We start from the raw sequence: 15,280 nt of genomic DNA, 5'->3' as shown, positions 1-15,280 counted from the left end.
GCTCATTCAAGTGAAAATCAAGGCTTGAAAAAAACTCTAAAATGATAATTAAATAATAGCTAAGTGCTTACTTACTTTACTTGCCTGAAGAAGCGTAAAGTTAGCAATTGGCAATACCGTTAGGGCTATTTTTATCTATTTTTTGATGAAAAAAACTCACCTCACTGAATGCACGAAAAGTGATCAAGAAATGAAATCGAGCACCATTTTGAACGCTGCCACTAGTATAAATAAAATGACTTGATGGATAAGGTATATAGGCAGAGCGTAGCGTCCCATAAAGGCCAGAATGTCTATTATTAGCGCGTTTGGTGTTGGACACTTGTGCGAGTTCAAGTAGCCAAGAAGAGGACCAATTAAAACAACGCCTATCCATGGAAATGGAAATACAATATCTAAGGTTCTTTGCGGCAGCTCTACATAAGAAGTAATGACTGAAAATGCGTTTGGGAAATGTAGCCAATTTGTGGAATGGTAGATAATTGTGATGACTGCGCCAGCCAGCGCTGAACTAATTGGCCATTTGGCAAATGGTCTGGTGATCAAAGAGGCTATAAAGATAAAGTGTAATATGCCAAAGTATATCCATTGGTTAGGTGCGGCAAGATATGTGGCGAGTGAAATTGCAGCCGCGGAAATAAACAGTTTGGTATCGCGTTTCCAGAATGAAGGGTGTTTGGCTTTGGTTAGCGTGAGGTAAGTGGACCAACCGATGGCCGTAAGAAAAAGTGTTAAAATAACGCTGCGAAAATACACCCAAAAAGGGTCATAAATGGAAAACTCCATAAACCCAAAATTCCGTAGGTCCCAGCAGAAGTGAAAGATCATCATTAGTAGAACAGCAGATCCGCGATATACGTCTAAAAATGCGCTGCGTTTGGTTGGCTCGAAAACGGAAGAGGTTTGCATTGAAGTCCAAGGTGAATAATTAAATGGAAGCTCGGCCATCATACCGATACTCATTTTCTAGCTCAAGCTTGCCGTCGTTGATGTCTCAGCTTAAATCGGATGTGCTGTGGGAGCGGGAAAGCCTGACTATGTTTGGACGTGATGTTTTGGTGCCACGCCAAGTCGCATTTATAGCGGATCACGGTGTTTGTTATCGTTATTCCGCTAAAGATCATCATGGTTTTGGTTGGCCTGATTGGCTGTTGCCTATTAAGAAAGAGGCTGAACAACATGCATGTCAATCTTTCAATGCGGTGTTATTGAACTGGTATCAAGATGGTGATGAATATATGGGCTGGCATGCGGACGACGAGAAAATATTAGGTCCGGCTCCCGTTGTTGCTATGTTGAGTCTTGGCGTGAGTCGACCCTTTTTATTTCGCTTAAAAGTGAATCATCAAATTAAGCACAGCGTTGAATTAGAAAATGGAAGTTGGCTAGTGATGTCGGCTTCAACACAAGTGTTGTGGCAGCATTCTTTACCGGTAAGGAAGCGGATCAAAGAGGAGAGGATAAGTTTAACCTTTCGTCTCCTACTTTGAGTTCCTGTTCACTCTCCCAAAAAGCTTCATTTGTAGGGATTAAAACTGCTTTCTATTAAGTATATACATAACACTGCTACGCTTTTTCAGCAGCGAGTTTCGATGCCTTAATGTAGCCTTGTATAGTGTCTTTCAGCTGTAGACGTTGCTTCTTTAATTTTTCTTCTTCCATGGTTGGAGCTGGGGTAAGTTCTTGCTCCATTTTTTCCACTTCTTTTGTTAAGTGATTATATTCATCATAGAGTCTTTTAAAGTGCGCATCGTCCATTTTTAGCTGGTGGATGTCATCTTTATATTCAGGAAATTCGTTTATTAAATTGTGGTCTTCAATCGGCATAATTGCCTCCTATACTTGCTAGCTTTTGTTAAAGACTAACCTAGTTAGGGTAGCCTTCTCTTGATGTTGATCATGTTTTAGTGAGTCTTTAAAACATCGACCAATTGCTTTGCTACAAAGGGATGTCGGCTGTTTACCAAATGTCCCAGATAGGGATTTCAAACGCTCTAATATAGTTATGGTCTGTTTATTTTGCTTTTCAATGGAGGGTGTTTAAGTCTAGATTAGGTTGCACTGATTCGCAGGTTTCTTTGCGTATTTTTGACATTAAAAAGCCGTGATAGAGTGGTTTTCTATCACGGCTTTTGGGGTAAGTCTGATGTACTTTAAAAGCGGTTAATAAGAGGTCTTAGAAGTTTAATTCTACTCTTGGTTTACTGCTTTTAGATAGGTCCACTTCAGGAGTGCAAAGGAAAACTCGTGATGACGAGATGCCTTCTTTTACCAAATAGTCTTTTAAGTGATCGGCGCGCTTCTGTGCTAGGTTGCTGGCGGCTTCCCGTGTATCACTATCAATCGATACTGGTGGTTTCTCAAGCCCTAGATCGAGATAGCTTGCTACACCACAGGCTTTTAGCTGACTGTCTTTTTTGTCTTTCATTAGGGCGACAAGTTGTTTTAAAAAGGCGTCTTGCGAGTCGTTTAATTCGTCGTCTTCTGCGTCAAATATCAAAGGCTCTACGCGAATTTTGAGTAGTTGATCACCGGCAAATTGCGCAATGCTAATGACATTGGCATAAGGAATAAACGTCTGCATTAAGTAGGTGCTTGATGCGCTGTACAATGCTTTCCGGACCGGTAGAAGCAAGAAGTCCTGCCAGCCAAATTCTGGTTTTTCAATATCACCAGACAAGGGGATATCGAGATCAATGTTGTTGTCTCTGTCTTTAAGAATGCCGACGGCGATGTTAAGTGGAACAGCGCCCGCTTTGATAGCGGAACTGCTTTCTTTGCGTCCACCCAGATCAAACTCCCTTAATACGATATGCGAGTTGCCATTTAACACGCCATTATCTGCATTAAGCTTTAAGTCTAGATCCAGTTGTCCTGAGTCAATTTGGTAGCCTAAAACGCTGGCAATATAAGAGGAGTAGGGTGGCAATTCCGCTTCACGAATAACGACGTCGCTTTTTAAGGTGAGTTTGTCTGCCAAAGGCCAAATGGTGATATCGCTTGTTAACGTAGCGTATTTGCCATTGCGTGCTTTTAAAGCCAACACGGTGGCTTGATCTTTTTTCTGCGTGTTTAGGTTACGCAATGACAATGTATCTATGTCTAAAGAACGTTGCAGTGCTGGTGAAATGCTATTGTCTTTTATATAGATACTGGATTTCCCCGTAGTATCGTAAGCGTCTAAAACAACGTAGTAAGGTGCTTTAAATGCCGGATTCTGTTCTCCGTCCTGAGTGCTGCTAATGGCATTGTTGGCGTCTTTTTCCCTTGGAACGTTTGGATTTTTGAGCACTGGCTCAGGTGCTTTTTGCTGTTCTACATCGACAAAAACGAGATTTTCTATACGTTTCTGTGTATCCAAAATGAGACTGGCCTTGGCTGAGTCTGTCGTAATCTGCTTGATTTTCGCGCCATCTTGATTTGCGCTCAATTGCTCTACTTGAATGCTGCCAACATGAGCCAGTGGTGGAAGTGTTTGTTTGCTACCTTCTTTTGCAAGCTGTTCGGAAACGGTTAAATCCTTGATGCTTAATTGCTCTAATGAAGCATCAAAGTCTTTATCTTGCTGAGTGAATGAAAGACCGCTAATGTCGGCATTTTTCCAAGAAGCAATGCGCTTCTGATTCGTCAACATGCTGTCCAGCGATTCACTGGTGAAGTTTAGGTTAGTACCCTTTATTGCAGGAGGCTGCTGATTCGCTTGTTCTACATTCAATTGGTCCGCTGTCAGTTTTGCGACACCTAATGAAAATTGCTTTTCGTCACTTTGTGTCCCTTTCAACTCTTTAATATCGATGGACAGTTTGCTGTTTTTAGCCGAAAGCGTATCGCTGTTTTTTTGTAGGGAAAGCGTGTTAGATAAATTGAATTCTTCGTAGTTTGCAGTGTTACCAGCTTGCTGTACTGATAGGTTTTTGCTTTGGATATCGGCGAGCAATGAAGCAGTAAGAGATTCATTGTTATCCATAGTAAAAGCGACATCGTTTAATGCAATGTGTAGCTGCTTGTTTTGCACGGCAAGGCTTTCTGATGATAGAGAAAGTGCATTCATGTCCAGTGTTGTAGAGGCCACGTTGGCGGTCAGCCCCGACTGCTTATCTTGTTTGACATCGAAAGGTGTGTTCAACGTCAAATTATCGAACTGTACGCGTTGTTCCGCTTGTGCAAATAGGGATTTTCCTAACTGTAAGTCAAGGTCACCGCTGGCGGCTAATCCAAGCTCATTCTGCTTGATATCGAAGGGTGTTTTAAGCGTAAGTGTATCGAGCTGTGCTTTTTGTTCAGCTTGAGTAAATAGAGGCTGCTCTAGCTGTAAATCAAGATTGCCGTTTGCTGCTAATCCCTGTTTATCACGTTTTACATCGAACGGCGTGTTTAGAGTTAGCTGATCAAATTGTGCGGCTATATCGGCCTGCGCAAAGAATGATTGTGTAGATTGTAAGTTAAGCGTTCCCGCCGCCGCTAGCTGATCGGCTGAAACAAAGTTTATATTGGCTTTTGAAAGTGCCAGTGTTGTAGATTTAGTAGAGGCTTTGTCTTGCTCTCCTAACGGTAAATCTAGGTTTTCAATTTGCGTGTTTAGGGTTAGGTTTTTGATGTCAAAAGTAGGTGCACCATTAACTTGCTGCTGAGTAAATTGAAAATTTGCTGCGAGATCCAGTTGGCCTTTGCCTTCGTTATATGGAGAAGGTAAGAAGTGACGAAAACTTTCTATTAGCAATCGTGTGTTTTTAATATCGACGTCAGCATTGGCTTGTTCTGGTGAGTAGTCAAATTGGCTATTTAAAGACAGTGTTGTTTCGTTGACGAGGGCGGATAGCGCTATTTCACCTTGCCAAGTGAGTTCTTGGCCGGATAGGTCTTCAATAGACAAATTTGTTAAGACGAATTTATCGGATTCAGCTGGGACGTTTAGGTCTGGCTGGCGAGATAAATCAACTTGGCTGTTTGTAAAGGAAAACGAAGGCAGTTTGATGGTCCAAGGTGCGCTCGTATTTTCTTCCGATTCAGCTTCTGGCTCAGGTTCTTGTTGGTCTTCCGGTGTAATGAATTGGGACGTATTAATACCGGCAACAATCCAATCTTTCTCTTTTTGAGAGACGACTAAGTTTAAACCTTCAATTTTGGCTTCTGAGATATGAACTGTTTTAGTCAAGAGTGGCCAAATTTCAACTTCGAAAACAGCGCGTTCAAGCGTCAAGGTGTCTTGCGATTTGTCATTAATAACAATGTTTTTCAAATCAACTTTAGGTGGGAAGAAATCAATAGACAGCTTGCCAACAGTTACATCTTCGCCTTGTTCTTGAAAATAAGTGGTTAGATAGTGTTCAGCGACAAATGGCGCAGCCAGCCAAGTAGCCGTCGTTACACCAGTCAGAGCTGCAAATGGGTAAAAGACAAAGAGTCGAAAATGTCGGCGTGTCATCATAAAGTGCCTTTCTGCTGTGTATGTAAAAATAAGTGGCTATTGGTTAGTTGGTTCCGTCTTTTTCTTCTGGCTTTTTTAATGTGTCTGACGATTCATTGTCAGGCTCATTGATGTTCGTACTGTCTGCGGTTGATACGCCCTCAGAACGAATCGGCATGCGTAATAAATAAGTGCTGACGCAGAGGCCTATGGTAATTAATCCTATCGTTGCCCAAAAGCGAGAAACAATAAAGATCGAAATGGCCATACCGGCCCACATAAAAATAATGGCACGGTTTCTTGCTTTGCGAGGGATGCCATCTGAAGATTGCCAATCACGCACAATAGGGCCAAAGAATTTATGTTCAATCAACCATGTGTGGAATCGTACAGAGGAACGAGAGAAACACCAAGCAGCGAGTAACACCAGCGGTGTTGTGGGAAGTAAGGGAAGGAAAATGCCAATGATGCCTGTGATCAGAGAGAACCAGCCCAGCATCAAATATAAGATTCGCTTTCCTTGCATATGAATGCACTCTCTAAAGGGTAAATAAAAAAACGCGTTATCAACGTAAAAACGCGTTTTTCCAATTGAGCTATTTTCCTGAATTAAAAATAGCGGCCATGCTATCTTCTGCTTCGTTTTCAACCAGTGGCCAGCCACCAAGTCGTTTTAAGCGATTCACCATTTCACAAAATAGTTCTGCGGTTTTTTCCGTATCGTACTTTGCCGAATGTGCTTCGGAGTTACTGAATGGAATAGACGCCGCTTCACAGGCTTTTGCTAATACTGTTTGTCCAAATACCAAACCTGCTAGACTTGCGGTATCGAAGCTAGAGAAAGGGTGAAATGGGTTGCGCTTAATATCCACTCGCTCAATAGCTGCGTTTAAAAATCCGTGGTCAAATGCAGCATTGTGGCCAACAAGAATGGCACGTTTACAGCCAACAGACTTTAGTTCTTTTCGAACTTTGCTAAACATTTGGCCAAGTGCTTCGCTTTCTGGTATGTCTTGTCTATCGGGAGCAAAAGGGTCTATGCCTGTAAAGTCCAGCGCTGCTTTTTCAAGGTTTGCACCTTCAAATGGCTTAATCAAAAACTCTAATGTTTCATGGATATATAAGTCGCCATTTTCATCCATTCGAAGGATGCTGGCTGCCATTTCTAATAAAGCATCGGTTTTTTGATTAAAGCCTGCGGTTTCTACGTCGATAACAACAGGTAGGAAGCCGCGGAATCTATCTTTGATTTCATGGTTTGACAAAAGAAGGTCCTTAATTCTGCCGCTTGATCAACAGTAACGGTATACAATAGGATCGGATCATAACACATTTGATAATGCTTGAACGAGATGTCTAAATGGGAATTCCCCAACAACTTCTAATTCGCACAACATTTTTATTGGCTGCTGCCATGCCATTTATGCAAGCCCAGGCCATAACTCACTATCAATCCGGTATTTCGGATTCTGAGTGGCTACTTTCGGGCGACATTTTTTCGTGCAGTTTAACGCACCCCGTGCCGAACTATGGCGAAGGCCACTTTATAAAAGAAGCGGGCGAACCAATGAAGTTTATTTTGCAGCCGCAGAATGAAAAACTTGGTCCCGGTCAGGTGTATATTATTTCCCAAGCACCAGATTGGTCGCCGGGATTAAGGCCAGAAACCTTAGATATTCTGCCTTATCCGGGTTACGGGTTAACGGTGGAAGTGGGCGGCAAAGTCGCGGAACGAATGCTCACAAGTTTGGATCGTGGGCGTCATCCTGTTGTCGCAGGAACGGCCTGGGAAAACAATCGCGAGACTGTGGAAGTCGGCTTGTCGAATATTAACTTTGCCCCAGCGTACAATGAGTTTAGACGCTGTTTGGCTAGTTTGTTACCGGTGAACTACGATCAAATCGCCAGAACGGCGGCTCTGTTTCCAACCAATGGCGTGAACCTTACTGATCGAATTAAGGCGCGTTTGGATCTGGTTGCCTTATACGTGTCGTCTGACCCAAGTGTCGAGTACATATATATCGATGGTCATACGGATATTATTGGCTCTCGCCGAGATAACCGCGAACTGTCAAAAGTACGAGCAGAAAAAGTTACCTCGTATTTATTGGAAAAAGGCGTGCCCGCAGGGAAAATTATTTCTCGTTATCACGGTGAGCGCTATCCTGCTATGACGAATAATACGAGCCAAGGACGAGAACGTAACCGACGAGTGACGATTCGCTTGGAAAAAGCCGATGCTAGTTGATTTATGTATTATTTGATTCTCTATAATTTACTAAAAGGGCCCTGTTTTACTGAATTATCTTAGTAGAGCAGGGCTTTTTGCTTGCTAAGCAAGAATCGAGATCTTACACTTACAGCCCCTTTTTTTAAATTATTTGCGCCGCCATGTACTGGTTTTAAAGCATTGGCGTGGGAGCGCGAGCTCGTTGAGGAGAATAGAGATAATGTCTGACGTGAAGAAGGTAGTGCTTGCCTATTCTGGCGGCCTGGATACTTCCGTAATCGTGAAGTGGCTTCAAGAAGAGTATAACTGTGAAGTGGTTACCTTTACCGCTGATTTGGGTCAGGGTGAGGAAGTTGAACCAGCTCGTGCTAAAGCTCAAGCGTTGGGTATTAAGGAAATCTACATTGAAGATTTGCGCGAAGAGTTTGTTCGCGACTTCGTTTTCCCAATGTTCCGTGCTAACACTATTTACGAAGGCGAATACCTATTAGGTACGTCCATTGCGCGTCCTTTGATCGCTAAACGCTTGATCGAGATTGCCAATGAAACTGGCGCAGATGCCATTTCTCACGGCGCAACAGGTAAAGGTAACGACCAAGTACGTTTTGAGCTTGGCGCTTACGCGTTGAAACCTGGCGTTAAAGTGATTGCTCCTTGGCGTGAGTGGGACCTAACGTCTCGCGAAACCCTAATGGCGTACTGCGAAAAGCACAATATCCCAGTGGATTTTTCTACTAAGAAGAAAAAATCACCTTACTCTATGGACGCTAACCTACTGCACATCTCTTTTGAAGGTGACCAGTTGGAAGATCCATGGACAGAGCCAGAAGACGATATGTGGCGTTGGTCTGTATCTCCTGAAGATGCGCCAAATGAAGCAACTTACATCGAAATCGGTTACGAAAAAGGCGACCCAGTTTCTATCAATGGTGAAGCTATGTCTCCTGCAACCATCTTGGAAACATTAAACAAGGTTGGTGGCGCGAACGGTATTGGCCGTGTAGACATAGTTGAAAACCGTTTTGTTGGTATGAAAGCACGTGGTTGTTATGAAACACCTGGTGGCACCATCATGATGCGTGCGCACCGTGCGATTGAGTCTATTACGCTAGACCGCGAAGCGATGCACTTGAAAGACGAAATGATGCCTCGTTACGCGAAAATTATTTACAACGGTTTCTGGTGGTCTGAAGAGCGTCGCATGATGCAAGCGATGATCGACACGTCTCAGAAATATGTTAACGGTACGGTTCGTCTTAAATTGTACAAAGGCAACGTAACGGTTGTTGGTCGTCAATCTGAAAACAGCTTGTTCGATAGCTCTATCGCAACATTCGAAGACGATGCTGGTGCTTACGATCAGAAAGATGCTGCAGGCTTTATCAAGTTGAATGCGCTTCGTATGCGTATTGCCGCTCAAAAAGGTCGTGGTTTTCTAGATAACGATAAGTAATTACTTGTTGATATAGAAAATAAGCTTTCAAAAAACGCTCCATTCTTGCAGAATTGGAGCGTTTTTTATTTTTGTACACTTGGTCAGTATTCGCTGGTAAATTGACATAGCATGCATGCTTTGAAAAATGAGCAGTGGAATAAAATGTGCCGATAAAATAAGCACGCTGATCTTGAAGGAAGAGAATTATGACAATTTATAACTTTGGTTCGATTAACCTCGACCACCTTTATCAGCTAGATCATTTTGTTCGGCCAGGCGAGACCATGGCATCCAATAACTATCAGTGTTTATTGGGTGGTAAAGGGGCAAACCAATCCGTAGCTCTTGCTAAAGCTGGCGCTGACGTAAAACACGTTGGTGCGATTCATCACAGTGATCAAGCTGTGATTGATCAGCTAGAATCCCTTGGTGTTGATACCGGCTTGATAAACCGAATTGATGTACCAACCGGTCATGCGATTATTCAGCTAACCAAAGAAGCGGAAAACTCGATTATTTTGTACCAAGGCGCGAATCATGCGCTAACGGAAGAACAGGTTGACCAAGTATTGTCGCAAGCAAACGCTGGTGATTGGGTGTTACTACAAAACGAAACTAACCTGATTGAATACATCATGCGCAAAGCGCAAGAGAACAAAGTTAAGGTCGCATTTAATCCAGCGCCTATGGACGCGGAGCTCACTAAGAAAGTGCTTGGTTTTGTTGATTTGTTAATAGTTAACGAAGTCGAAGCCATGGATTTGATTGGCACGGCAGACATAGATAGCACGATTGAAGCGTTTCCAAAGGCTTATCCTGAGCTTGCTGTATTGATGACGCTTGGCAAAGCGGGTGTTTGTTACTTTAACGGTAATGAGAAGTTATCGGTAAAAGCCTTTTCTGTAGAAGCGGTTGATACCACAGCAGCTGGCGATACCTTTATTGGTTTTTGCTTGTCTTCTCTAATGAATGATGAAGATATGACGCAGGCCATTACTCGTGCCTGTGCCGCATCGGCTATTTGCGTTACTCGCTTAGGTGCCGCATCAGCAATTCCAACGCAAGATGAAGTGACGGCCTTTCTTGCTAAGCACAACCGTTAGCCAAAATACATTGCCAACAACGAATAGTGAAAAGAGGAATTGAAACATGGCTCGTAAAATTATAATTGATACAGATCCAGGTATAGACGATGCAATGGCGATCTTCTTCGCCTTTCAGGCACCACAGCTTGATGTACTAGGTTTAACGACAACCTTTGGTAATGTGTCTGTAGATTTGGCAACACAAAACGCCATCACCTTGACTGAGATTGCGAAAGTAAACGTGCCTGTTGCAAAAGGCGTTGCCGTACCAAGTAAGATTGCCCCACGCCCACATCCAGATTTTGTTCACGGTGCAGATGGCTTCGGTAATATTGATTGGCCAGCACCAAAAGGTAAAGCCATCGATAAAAGTGCCGCGCAATTTATTGTTGATACTGTCCGTGAGTTTCCAGGTGAAGTGACTATTATCGCTCTTGGTCCGCTAGGTAACTTGGCAAAAGCGTTGGAGATTGATCCAGAAGTGGCCAACTTGGTTGATGAAGTGGTTCTAATGGGCGGTACAGCAATTGAATACGGTAACGTATCGCCAGTAGCAGAAGCCAACATCATGAACGACCCTCATGCTGCTGATTTGGTTTTCACCGCGCCTTGGCAAGTGATCATGATTGGTTTGGACGTCACTCATCAAGTGTTGCTGGATAACCCGATTCTAGAACGTATTAGAGAAGCGAATCCTACTGAAGGTGGTTTCTTGTATGATTGCGCTCAGCATTACATTAATTTTTACAGCAGCCGCTTTGATATGGATGGTTGTTACTTCCATGATGCATCGACGATTGCCTATGTAATGGACCCGAGTATTTTTGGGGTAGAGCTTGGCGCGGTGCGTGTGGCTTGCGAAGGCATTGGTATTGGGCAAACGATTTTTGCACCACAAGGCATGACTTTCCCTGAACCACATTGGAACGATGTTCCAATGACACAGGTTTGCATGGAAGTGGACAGTGAAAAATTGTTGGCCTTGTTTGAGACAACCTTGTCTTAAACCGTTAGAATGGCGTAATCAAACTTGAAGGCATGGAGCATAACGTCCATGCCTTTTTTATTTATGAAGAGAAAAATATGAAATTATTAGTAAGAAATCTAGCCCGCAACACCACCGAAGAAGAGTTGAGAAGTTTGTTTGCCGTTCATGGTACTTTACAGTCTTGCACGATTGTGATGGACAAAGAAACGGGCGAATCTAAAGGCTTTGCCTTTGTTGAAATGCCAAAAGTGGGCGAAGCAAAAGTGGCAATCAAAACCCTAAACGGTATGGATGTTGATGGTTCTAAAATCCGCGTGAAGAAAGCGGAAGAGACAGCGAAAAAAGCGGACGGCGATGACGCAGAGTAAAATTCACACCTAGTGATCCGCTACGCTATCCTAGCTTATCTTTGTTATGGGCTAGGAATGAGCGTCGGCGAATTCTTTGATAAAGTTCACGTCTTTATCTGAAATGGTGTGATAGCTAAGTTTTATATAGTGTTTATTATGCTCGTTAAAAACATCCAGTTGCGGATCGCATAATACTTTTAGCGTGGCTATTTTTCCCTCATGAATTGCCTTCAACTCTAGCTTCACCATTTTAGACCCTTGTATACCTTCAGGTGCTTCCACTTCTATCATTTGTGTTGATATGTGTGTGCAATGAATAGGCATGGTTTTGCCATTGGTTAAATACAATGTGCCTGTCCAAAAGCAGCGAACGTAAGGCGAATGTGAAATAGACATTGGTTTATCCTTTACTGGGTGAAGATCCAAGGTCGTTGATGACTCTTCTAGGACAGCCATTATAGTGCAAGATGCTAGACAAGTGATAGCTAGATAAAACTGATATGAATCAAGGTGTTGCTGGGAACTTATCGGCAACACCTTGATTAGAGTGTATTACTAAGGCTGGTAGCGTCTGTTAGTTTTGTTGCTTAATTGTCTCGCCCAGAGCATTGATCAGGCTGTCGATTTCGGATTGCTCTGTTGTAAATGGCGGGGCTAATTGAATAGTATCAGCGCCATAACGTACATAATACCCTTTGTCCCACATGGCCATAGCGATTTGGAACGGACGTTTCGCTGGCTCGCCATCGATTGGCGCAATAGTAATACCTGCGGCAAATCCATAGTTACGAATGTCTGTGATCATAGGGCTGGCATCTTTCAGCTGGTGGACGCTGTTTTCCCAGCTTGAACTCATGCTGTTAACACGTTCAATCAAGCCTTGCTTCTTGATTTCATCAAGTGATGCTAGCGCCGCGGCACAAGCAATAGGGTGAGCCGAATAGGTGTAACCATGAGGGATTTCCAGCATGTAGTCAGGGCCGCCGTTATCCATGAAGGTATCGTAGATCTCTTGTTTGAAGGCCACAGCGCCCATTGGGATAACACCATTAGTTACTTGTTTTGCCATGGTAATCACGTCAGGCGTCACGCCAAAGGCTTCTGCGCCAGTTTTTGCGCCCATGCGGCCAAAAGCCGTAATGACTTCATCAAAAATTAACAAGATATTGTGCTGATCACAGATTTCGCGCAAACGTTGTAAATAGCCTTTCGGTGGCACAATCACACCAGCAGAACCTGACATAGGCTCAACGATCACCGCGGCAATGTTAGACGCATCGTGCATCATGATTAGATTTAGCAGGTCATCCGCGCGCTCTTTGCCTTGCTCGGCCATGCCTTTGGAAAACTCGCTGCCTGGAACTTGCGTATGAGGAAGGTGGTAGGATTCTAAACCTTGGCCGTAAAGCGTACGGTTTGCAGGAATACCACCGACGCTGAAACCTGAAATCCCCGCGCCATGATAACCTTTGGCACGACCGATGAATTTGGTCTTCGTACCCATGCCTTTTTTACGCCAGTAAGCCCGGGCCACTTTTAGTGCCGTATCGACAGATTCAGAACCAGAGCCTGTGAAGAAAATACGATTTAATCCCGCAGGCATAAACTCGGTAATCTGTTCCGCTAACAAGAAAGATTTCTCGTGACCGAATTGAAAAGCAGGGGAGTAATCAAGGGTTTTAACTTGCTGAGCTACCGCTTCGTTAATGGCTGGGTTGCTATGTCCCAAACCACAAGTCCATAAGCCAGACAGACCATCAAAAATCGTTCTGCCATCACTGTCGGTGTAATAGTTGCCAGCAGCAGAAGTGATTATGCGAGGATCTTTTTTGAATTGACGATTGCCTGTGTAGGCCATCCAATGGGCATCAAGCTGGGCTTGGGTTAAACGATGACTCATGGCATTCTCCCTCTAAAAAAGTGAAATCTAATAGAGTAAGAATGCCGAGCTGGAAAGGTTTAATAAATGCGATGTTATTTAAATTTAGGTTAGTCTTTAGTTAACTAAAGAGTCTTAACTAAAGGTCTATAACTTAATTAGGTAGACGTCTTGTCTTTGTACTCACAGAGGTCTTCAATAATACAGGCATCGCATTTAGGTTTACGAGCTACACAGATGTAGCGGCCATGCAAAATCATCCAGTGGTGAGCGTCCAAGAGAAATTCCTTTGGCACAAATTTCAGTAGCTTCATTTCTACTTCTAAGACGTTCTTTCCCGGTGCGACTTTTGTGCGATTACCAAAACGAAAGATATGCGTATCCACCGCCATGGCCACTTGTCGAAATGCCGTGTTTAAAACCACGTTGGCGGTTTTGCGGCCAACGCCAGGTAAGGCTTCAAGCTCTTCGCGCGTTTCAGGTACAACACTGTTGTGTTTTTCGATCAGAATCTGGCAAGTTTTAATGGCATTTTCGGCTTTGGCGTTAAATAAGCCAATGGTTTTGATATAGCTTTTTAAGCCATCTACGCCAAGGGCGAGCATGGTTTCTGGCGTGTTGGCCACAGGGAAAAGCTTGCGTGTGGCTTTGTTGACGCTAACATCAGTGGCTTGGGCTGAGAATAAAACCGCAATCAAAAGCTCAAAAGGCGAGTTGTATTCCAGCTCAGTTACGGGATTTGGGTTTTCAGCTCGTAAGCGAGAAAAAATCTCGTAGCGCTTGTCTTTGTTCACAGTAAATAGCCTTTATTTATTTTTTGACCCCCTCCCAACCTCCCCCTTGGCAGGGGGAGGGGCTTAGAGCTTTTTTATTCCTTCCCCTTATCTTCAAGGGGAAGGCTAGGAAGGGGTTGTCAATTTTTTGACCCCCTCCCAACCTCCCCCCTTGGCAGGGGGAGGAGCTTAGAGCTTTTTATTCCTTCCCCTTATCTTCAAGGGGAAGGCTAGGATGGGGTTATTAATTTTTTGACCCCCTCCCAGCCTCCCCCCTTAGCAGGGGGAGGAGCTTAGAGCTTTTTTATTCCTTCCCCTTATCTTCAAGGGGAAGGCTAGGATGGGGTTGTCTTGATCTTGGTGTAAAGTGTTAGCTAACTTGCCCAGTCACACGAACGCGTTTTGATGCACTTGGGCCGTCTTTGGCTTTTTGTGCTGCAACGCGTTTCTTCTCGCGTTCGTCTAGGTAGTTTTTACCGGCAATCAACAAACCTAAGCCAATGAAGGCACCTGGTGGCAATACAGCAAACAAGACATTTGGGTAATTTTCAAAAACGACGATTTTCCAATGAATTGCCATGTCACCGAATAGAAGCTGCATATCGGAAAACAGTGTCCCTTGCCCAATTAGCTCACGCATTGCGCCCAAGGTGACAAGGATAAACATGAAGCCCAAGCCCATCATAAAACCATCTAGCGCTGAAGGTAGCACAGGGTTGCGGCTGGCAAAGGCGTCAGCACGTCCAAGAATCGCACAGTTAGTCACGATAAGTGGAATGAAAATCCCTAGAATTTGATAAAGCTCATAAGTGTAAGCCTGCATGATTAATTCGATACAGGTGGTAAACGACGCGATAATCATCACAAAAGCCGGTAGGCGCACGGCATCCGCAACGTAATTACGAATGATGGAAACCGCAATGTTGGAACCGACCAATACAACCAGAGTCGCTAAGCCAAGACCTAAGGCGTTAACGACGGTACTGGTTACCGCCAACATTGGGCATAAGCCAAGTAATTGAACTAGGGCAGGGTTGTTTTTCCAGATGCCGTTATAAATGATTTCAGCGTAATTGGCGCTTGGCTTGCTCTCTTCTTGAGTAGCGTCGCTTGCGGCTGTTTCTGCGCTCATT

The 15,280-nt window shown here is 43.8% G+C and carries 15 protein-coding genes; 6 read left to right on the top strand and 9 right to left on the bottom strand.

What is annotated here, in order from left to right; all coding sequences use genetic code 11:
* Window positions 1-183: 183 nt before the first annotated feature.
* On the bottom strand, window positions 184-963 hold the full coding sequence (locus KDW99_RS13870) for a heparan-alpha-glucosaminide N-acetyltransferase (protein ID WP_255825551.1): 780 nt from the start codon (window positions 961-963) through the stop codon (window positions 184-186).
* Between KDW99_RS13870 and KDW99_RS13865 the strand changes: the two genes are divergently transcribed.
* On the top strand, window positions 933-1,490 hold the full coding sequence (locus KDW99_RS13865; protein ID WP_370646805.1) for an alpha-ketoglutarate-dependent dioxygenase AlkB family protein: 558 nt from the start codon (window positions 933-935) through the stop codon (window positions 1,488-1,490). The genes KDW99_RS13870 and KDW99_RS13865 overlap by 31 nt on opposite strands.
* Before the next feature lie 76 nt (window positions 1,491-1,566).
* Here the strand turns inward: KDW99_RS13865 and KDW99_RS13860 are convergent, their stop codons facing one another.
* The 4 genes from KDW99_RS13860 to rnt form a co-directional block, all read right to left on the bottom strand.
* Entirely contained in the window at window positions 1,567-1,827 is a 261-nt protein-coding gene (locus tag KDW99_RS13860) for a YdcH family protein (RefSeq protein WP_255825547.1), read from the bottom strand.
* 349 nt (window positions 1,828-2,176) lie between these two features.
* Complete coding sequence (locus KDW99_RS13855; RefSeq protein WP_255825545.1) at window positions 2,177-5,428, bottom strand: DUF748 domain-containing protein; 3,252 nt, start codon at window positions 5,426-5,428, stop codon at window positions 2,177-2,179.
* A 43-nt stretch (window positions 5,429-5,471) separates the two neighbouring features.
* Entirely contained in the window at window positions 5,472-5,933 is a 462-nt protein-coding gene (locus KDW99_RS13850) for a YbaN family protein (protein ID WP_255825543.1), read from the bottom strand.
* Between the two features lie 70 nt (window positions 5,934-6,003).
* Window positions 6,004-6,672, bottom strand: coding sequence for a ribonuclease T (gene rnt, locus KDW99_RS13845; RefSeq protein ID WP_255825541.1), 669 nt, complete (start codon window positions 6,670-6,672; stop codon window positions 6,004-6,006).
* Between the two features lie 95 nt (window positions 6,673-6,767).
* Between rnt and KDW99_RS13840 the strand changes: the two genes are divergently transcribed.
* From KDW99_RS13840 to KDW99_RS13820, 5 genes are all read left to right on the top strand, one after another.
* Window positions 6,768-7,655: a flagellar protein MotY gene (locus tag KDW99_RS13840; RefSeq protein WP_255825539.1), complete on the top strand. Its 888-nt coding sequence runs from the start codon at window positions 6,768-6,770 to the stop codon at window positions 7,653-7,655.
* 202 nt (window positions 7,656-7,857) lie between these two features.
* Window positions 7,858-9,090 (top strand): argininosuccinate synthase, encoded by a 1,233-nt coding sequence (locus KDW99_RS13835; protein ID WP_255825537.1) that lies wholly within the window; start codon window positions 7,858-7,860, stop codon window positions 9,088-9,090.
* A 188-nt stretch (window positions 9,091-9,278) separates the two neighbouring features.
* On the top strand, window positions 9,279-10,175 hold the full coding sequence (locus KDW99_RS13830) for a ribokinase (RefSeq protein ID WP_255825535.1): 897 nt from the start codon (window positions 9,279-9,281) through the stop codon (window positions 10,173-10,175).
* 46 nt (window positions 10,176-10,221) lie between these two features.
* Window positions 10,222-11,163, top strand: a complete 942-nt coding sequence (locus KDW99_RS13825) for a nucleoside hydrolase (protein WP_255825533.1) — start codon at window positions 10,222-10,224, stop codon at window positions 11,161-11,163.
* Between the two features lie 77 nt (window positions 11,164-11,240).
* Entirely contained in the window at window positions 11,241-11,513 is a 273-nt protein-coding gene (locus KDW99_RS13820) for an RNA recognition motif domain-containing protein (protein WP_255825531.1), read from the top strand.
* Between the two features lie 51 nt (window positions 11,514-11,564).
* Here KDW99_RS13820 and KDW99_RS13815 read toward each other — a convergent pair whose 3' ends face one another.
* From KDW99_RS13815 to KDW99_RS13800, 4 genes are all read right to left on the bottom strand, one after another.
* On the bottom strand, window positions 11,565-11,891 hold the full coding sequence (locus KDW99_RS13815) for a hypothetical protein (RefSeq protein WP_255825529.1): 327 nt from the start codon (window positions 11,889-11,891) through the stop codon (window positions 11,565-11,567).
* Between the two features lie 178 nt (window positions 11,892-12,069).
* Entirely contained in the window at window positions 12,070-13,395 is a 1,326-nt protein-coding gene (locus KDW99_RS13810; protein WP_255825527.1) for an aspartate aminotransferase family protein, read from the bottom strand.
* A 137-nt stretch (window positions 13,396-13,532) separates the two neighbouring features.
* The gene (gene nth / locus KDW99_RS13805; protein WP_255825525.1) at window positions 13,533-14,168 is read right to left on the bottom strand and encodes an endonuclease III; all 636 of its coding nucleotides are present in this window, start codon (window positions 14,166-14,168) and stop codon (window positions 13,533-13,535) included.
* A gap of 349 nt (window positions 14,169-14,517) precedes the next feature.
* Entirely contained in the window at window positions 14,518-15,279 is a 762-nt protein-coding gene (locus tag KDW99_RS13800; protein ID WP_255829292.1) for an electron transport complex subunit E, read from the bottom strand.
* Between the last annotated feature and the right edge of the window lies 1 nt (window position 15,280).

The organism is Marinomonas rhizomae (genome assembly GCF_024397855.1).
Classification (GTDB): domain Bacteria; phylum Pseudomonadota; class Gammaproteobacteria; order Pseudomonadales; family Marinomonadaceae; genus Marinomonas; species Marinomonas rhizomae_A.
Note: the sequence above shows the minus strand (reverse complement) of the source record. Positions and strands in the feature narration are given on the sequence as shown.

What these genes read in the sequence shown, in the direction of transcription:
- KDW99_RS13855 (WP_255825545.1), bottom strand. Translation starts at nt 5,428, where the DNA reads ATGATGACACGCCGACATTTTCGACTCTTTGTCTTTTACCCATTTGCA.
- KDW99_RS13840 (WP_255825539.1), top strand. Translation starts at nt 6,768, where the DNA reads ATGGGAATTCCCCAACAACTTCTAATTCGCACAACATTTTTATTGGCT.
- KDW99_RS13825 (WP_255825533.1), top strand. Translation starts at nt 10,222, where the DNA reads ATGGCTCGTAAAATTATAATTGATACAGATCCAGGTATAGACGATGCA.
- KDW99_RS13835 (WP_255825537.1), top strand. Translation starts at nt 7,858, where the DNA reads ATGTCTGACGTGAAGAAGGTAGTGCTTGCCTATTCTGGCGGCCTGGAT.
- KDW99_RS13815 (WP_255825529.1), bottom strand. Translation starts at nt 11,891, where the DNA reads ATGTCTATTTCACATTCGCCTTACGTTCGCTGCTTTTGGACAGGCACA.
- KDW99_RS13870 (WP_255825551.1), bottom strand. Translation starts at nt 963, where the DNA reads ATGAGTATCGGTATGATGGCCGAGCTTCCATTTAATTATTCACCTTGG.
- KDW99_RS13850 (WP_255825543.1), bottom strand. Translation starts at nt 5,933, where the DNA reads ATGCAAGGAAAGCGAATCTTATATTTGATGCTGGGCTGGTTCTCTCTG.
- KDW99_RS13830 (WP_255825535.1), top strand. Translation starts at nt 9,279, where the DNA reads ATGACAATTTATAACTTTGGTTCGATTAACCTCGACCACCTTTATCAG.
- KDW99_RS13800 (WP_255829292.1), bottom strand. Translation starts at nt 15,279, where the DNA reads ATGAGCGCAGAAACAGCCGCAAGCGACGCTACTCAAGAAGAGAGCAAG.
- KDW99_RS13860 (WP_255825547.1), bottom strand. Translation starts at nt 1,827, where the DNA reads ATGCCGATTGAAGACCACAATTTAATAAACGAATTTCCTGAATATAAA.
- KDW99_RS13820 (WP_255825531.1), top strand. Translation starts at nt 11,241, where the DNA reads ATGAAATTATTAGTAAGAAATCTAGCCCGCAACACCACCGAAGAAGAG.
- KDW99_RS13810 (WP_255825527.1), bottom strand. Translation starts at nt 13,395, where the DNA reads ATGAGTCATCGTTTAACCCAAGCCCAGCTTGATGCCCATTGGATGGCC.
- KDW99_RS13865 (WP_370646805.1), top strand. Translation starts at nt 933, where the DNA reads ATGGAAGCTCGGCCATCATACCGATACTCATTTTCTAGCTCAAGCTTG.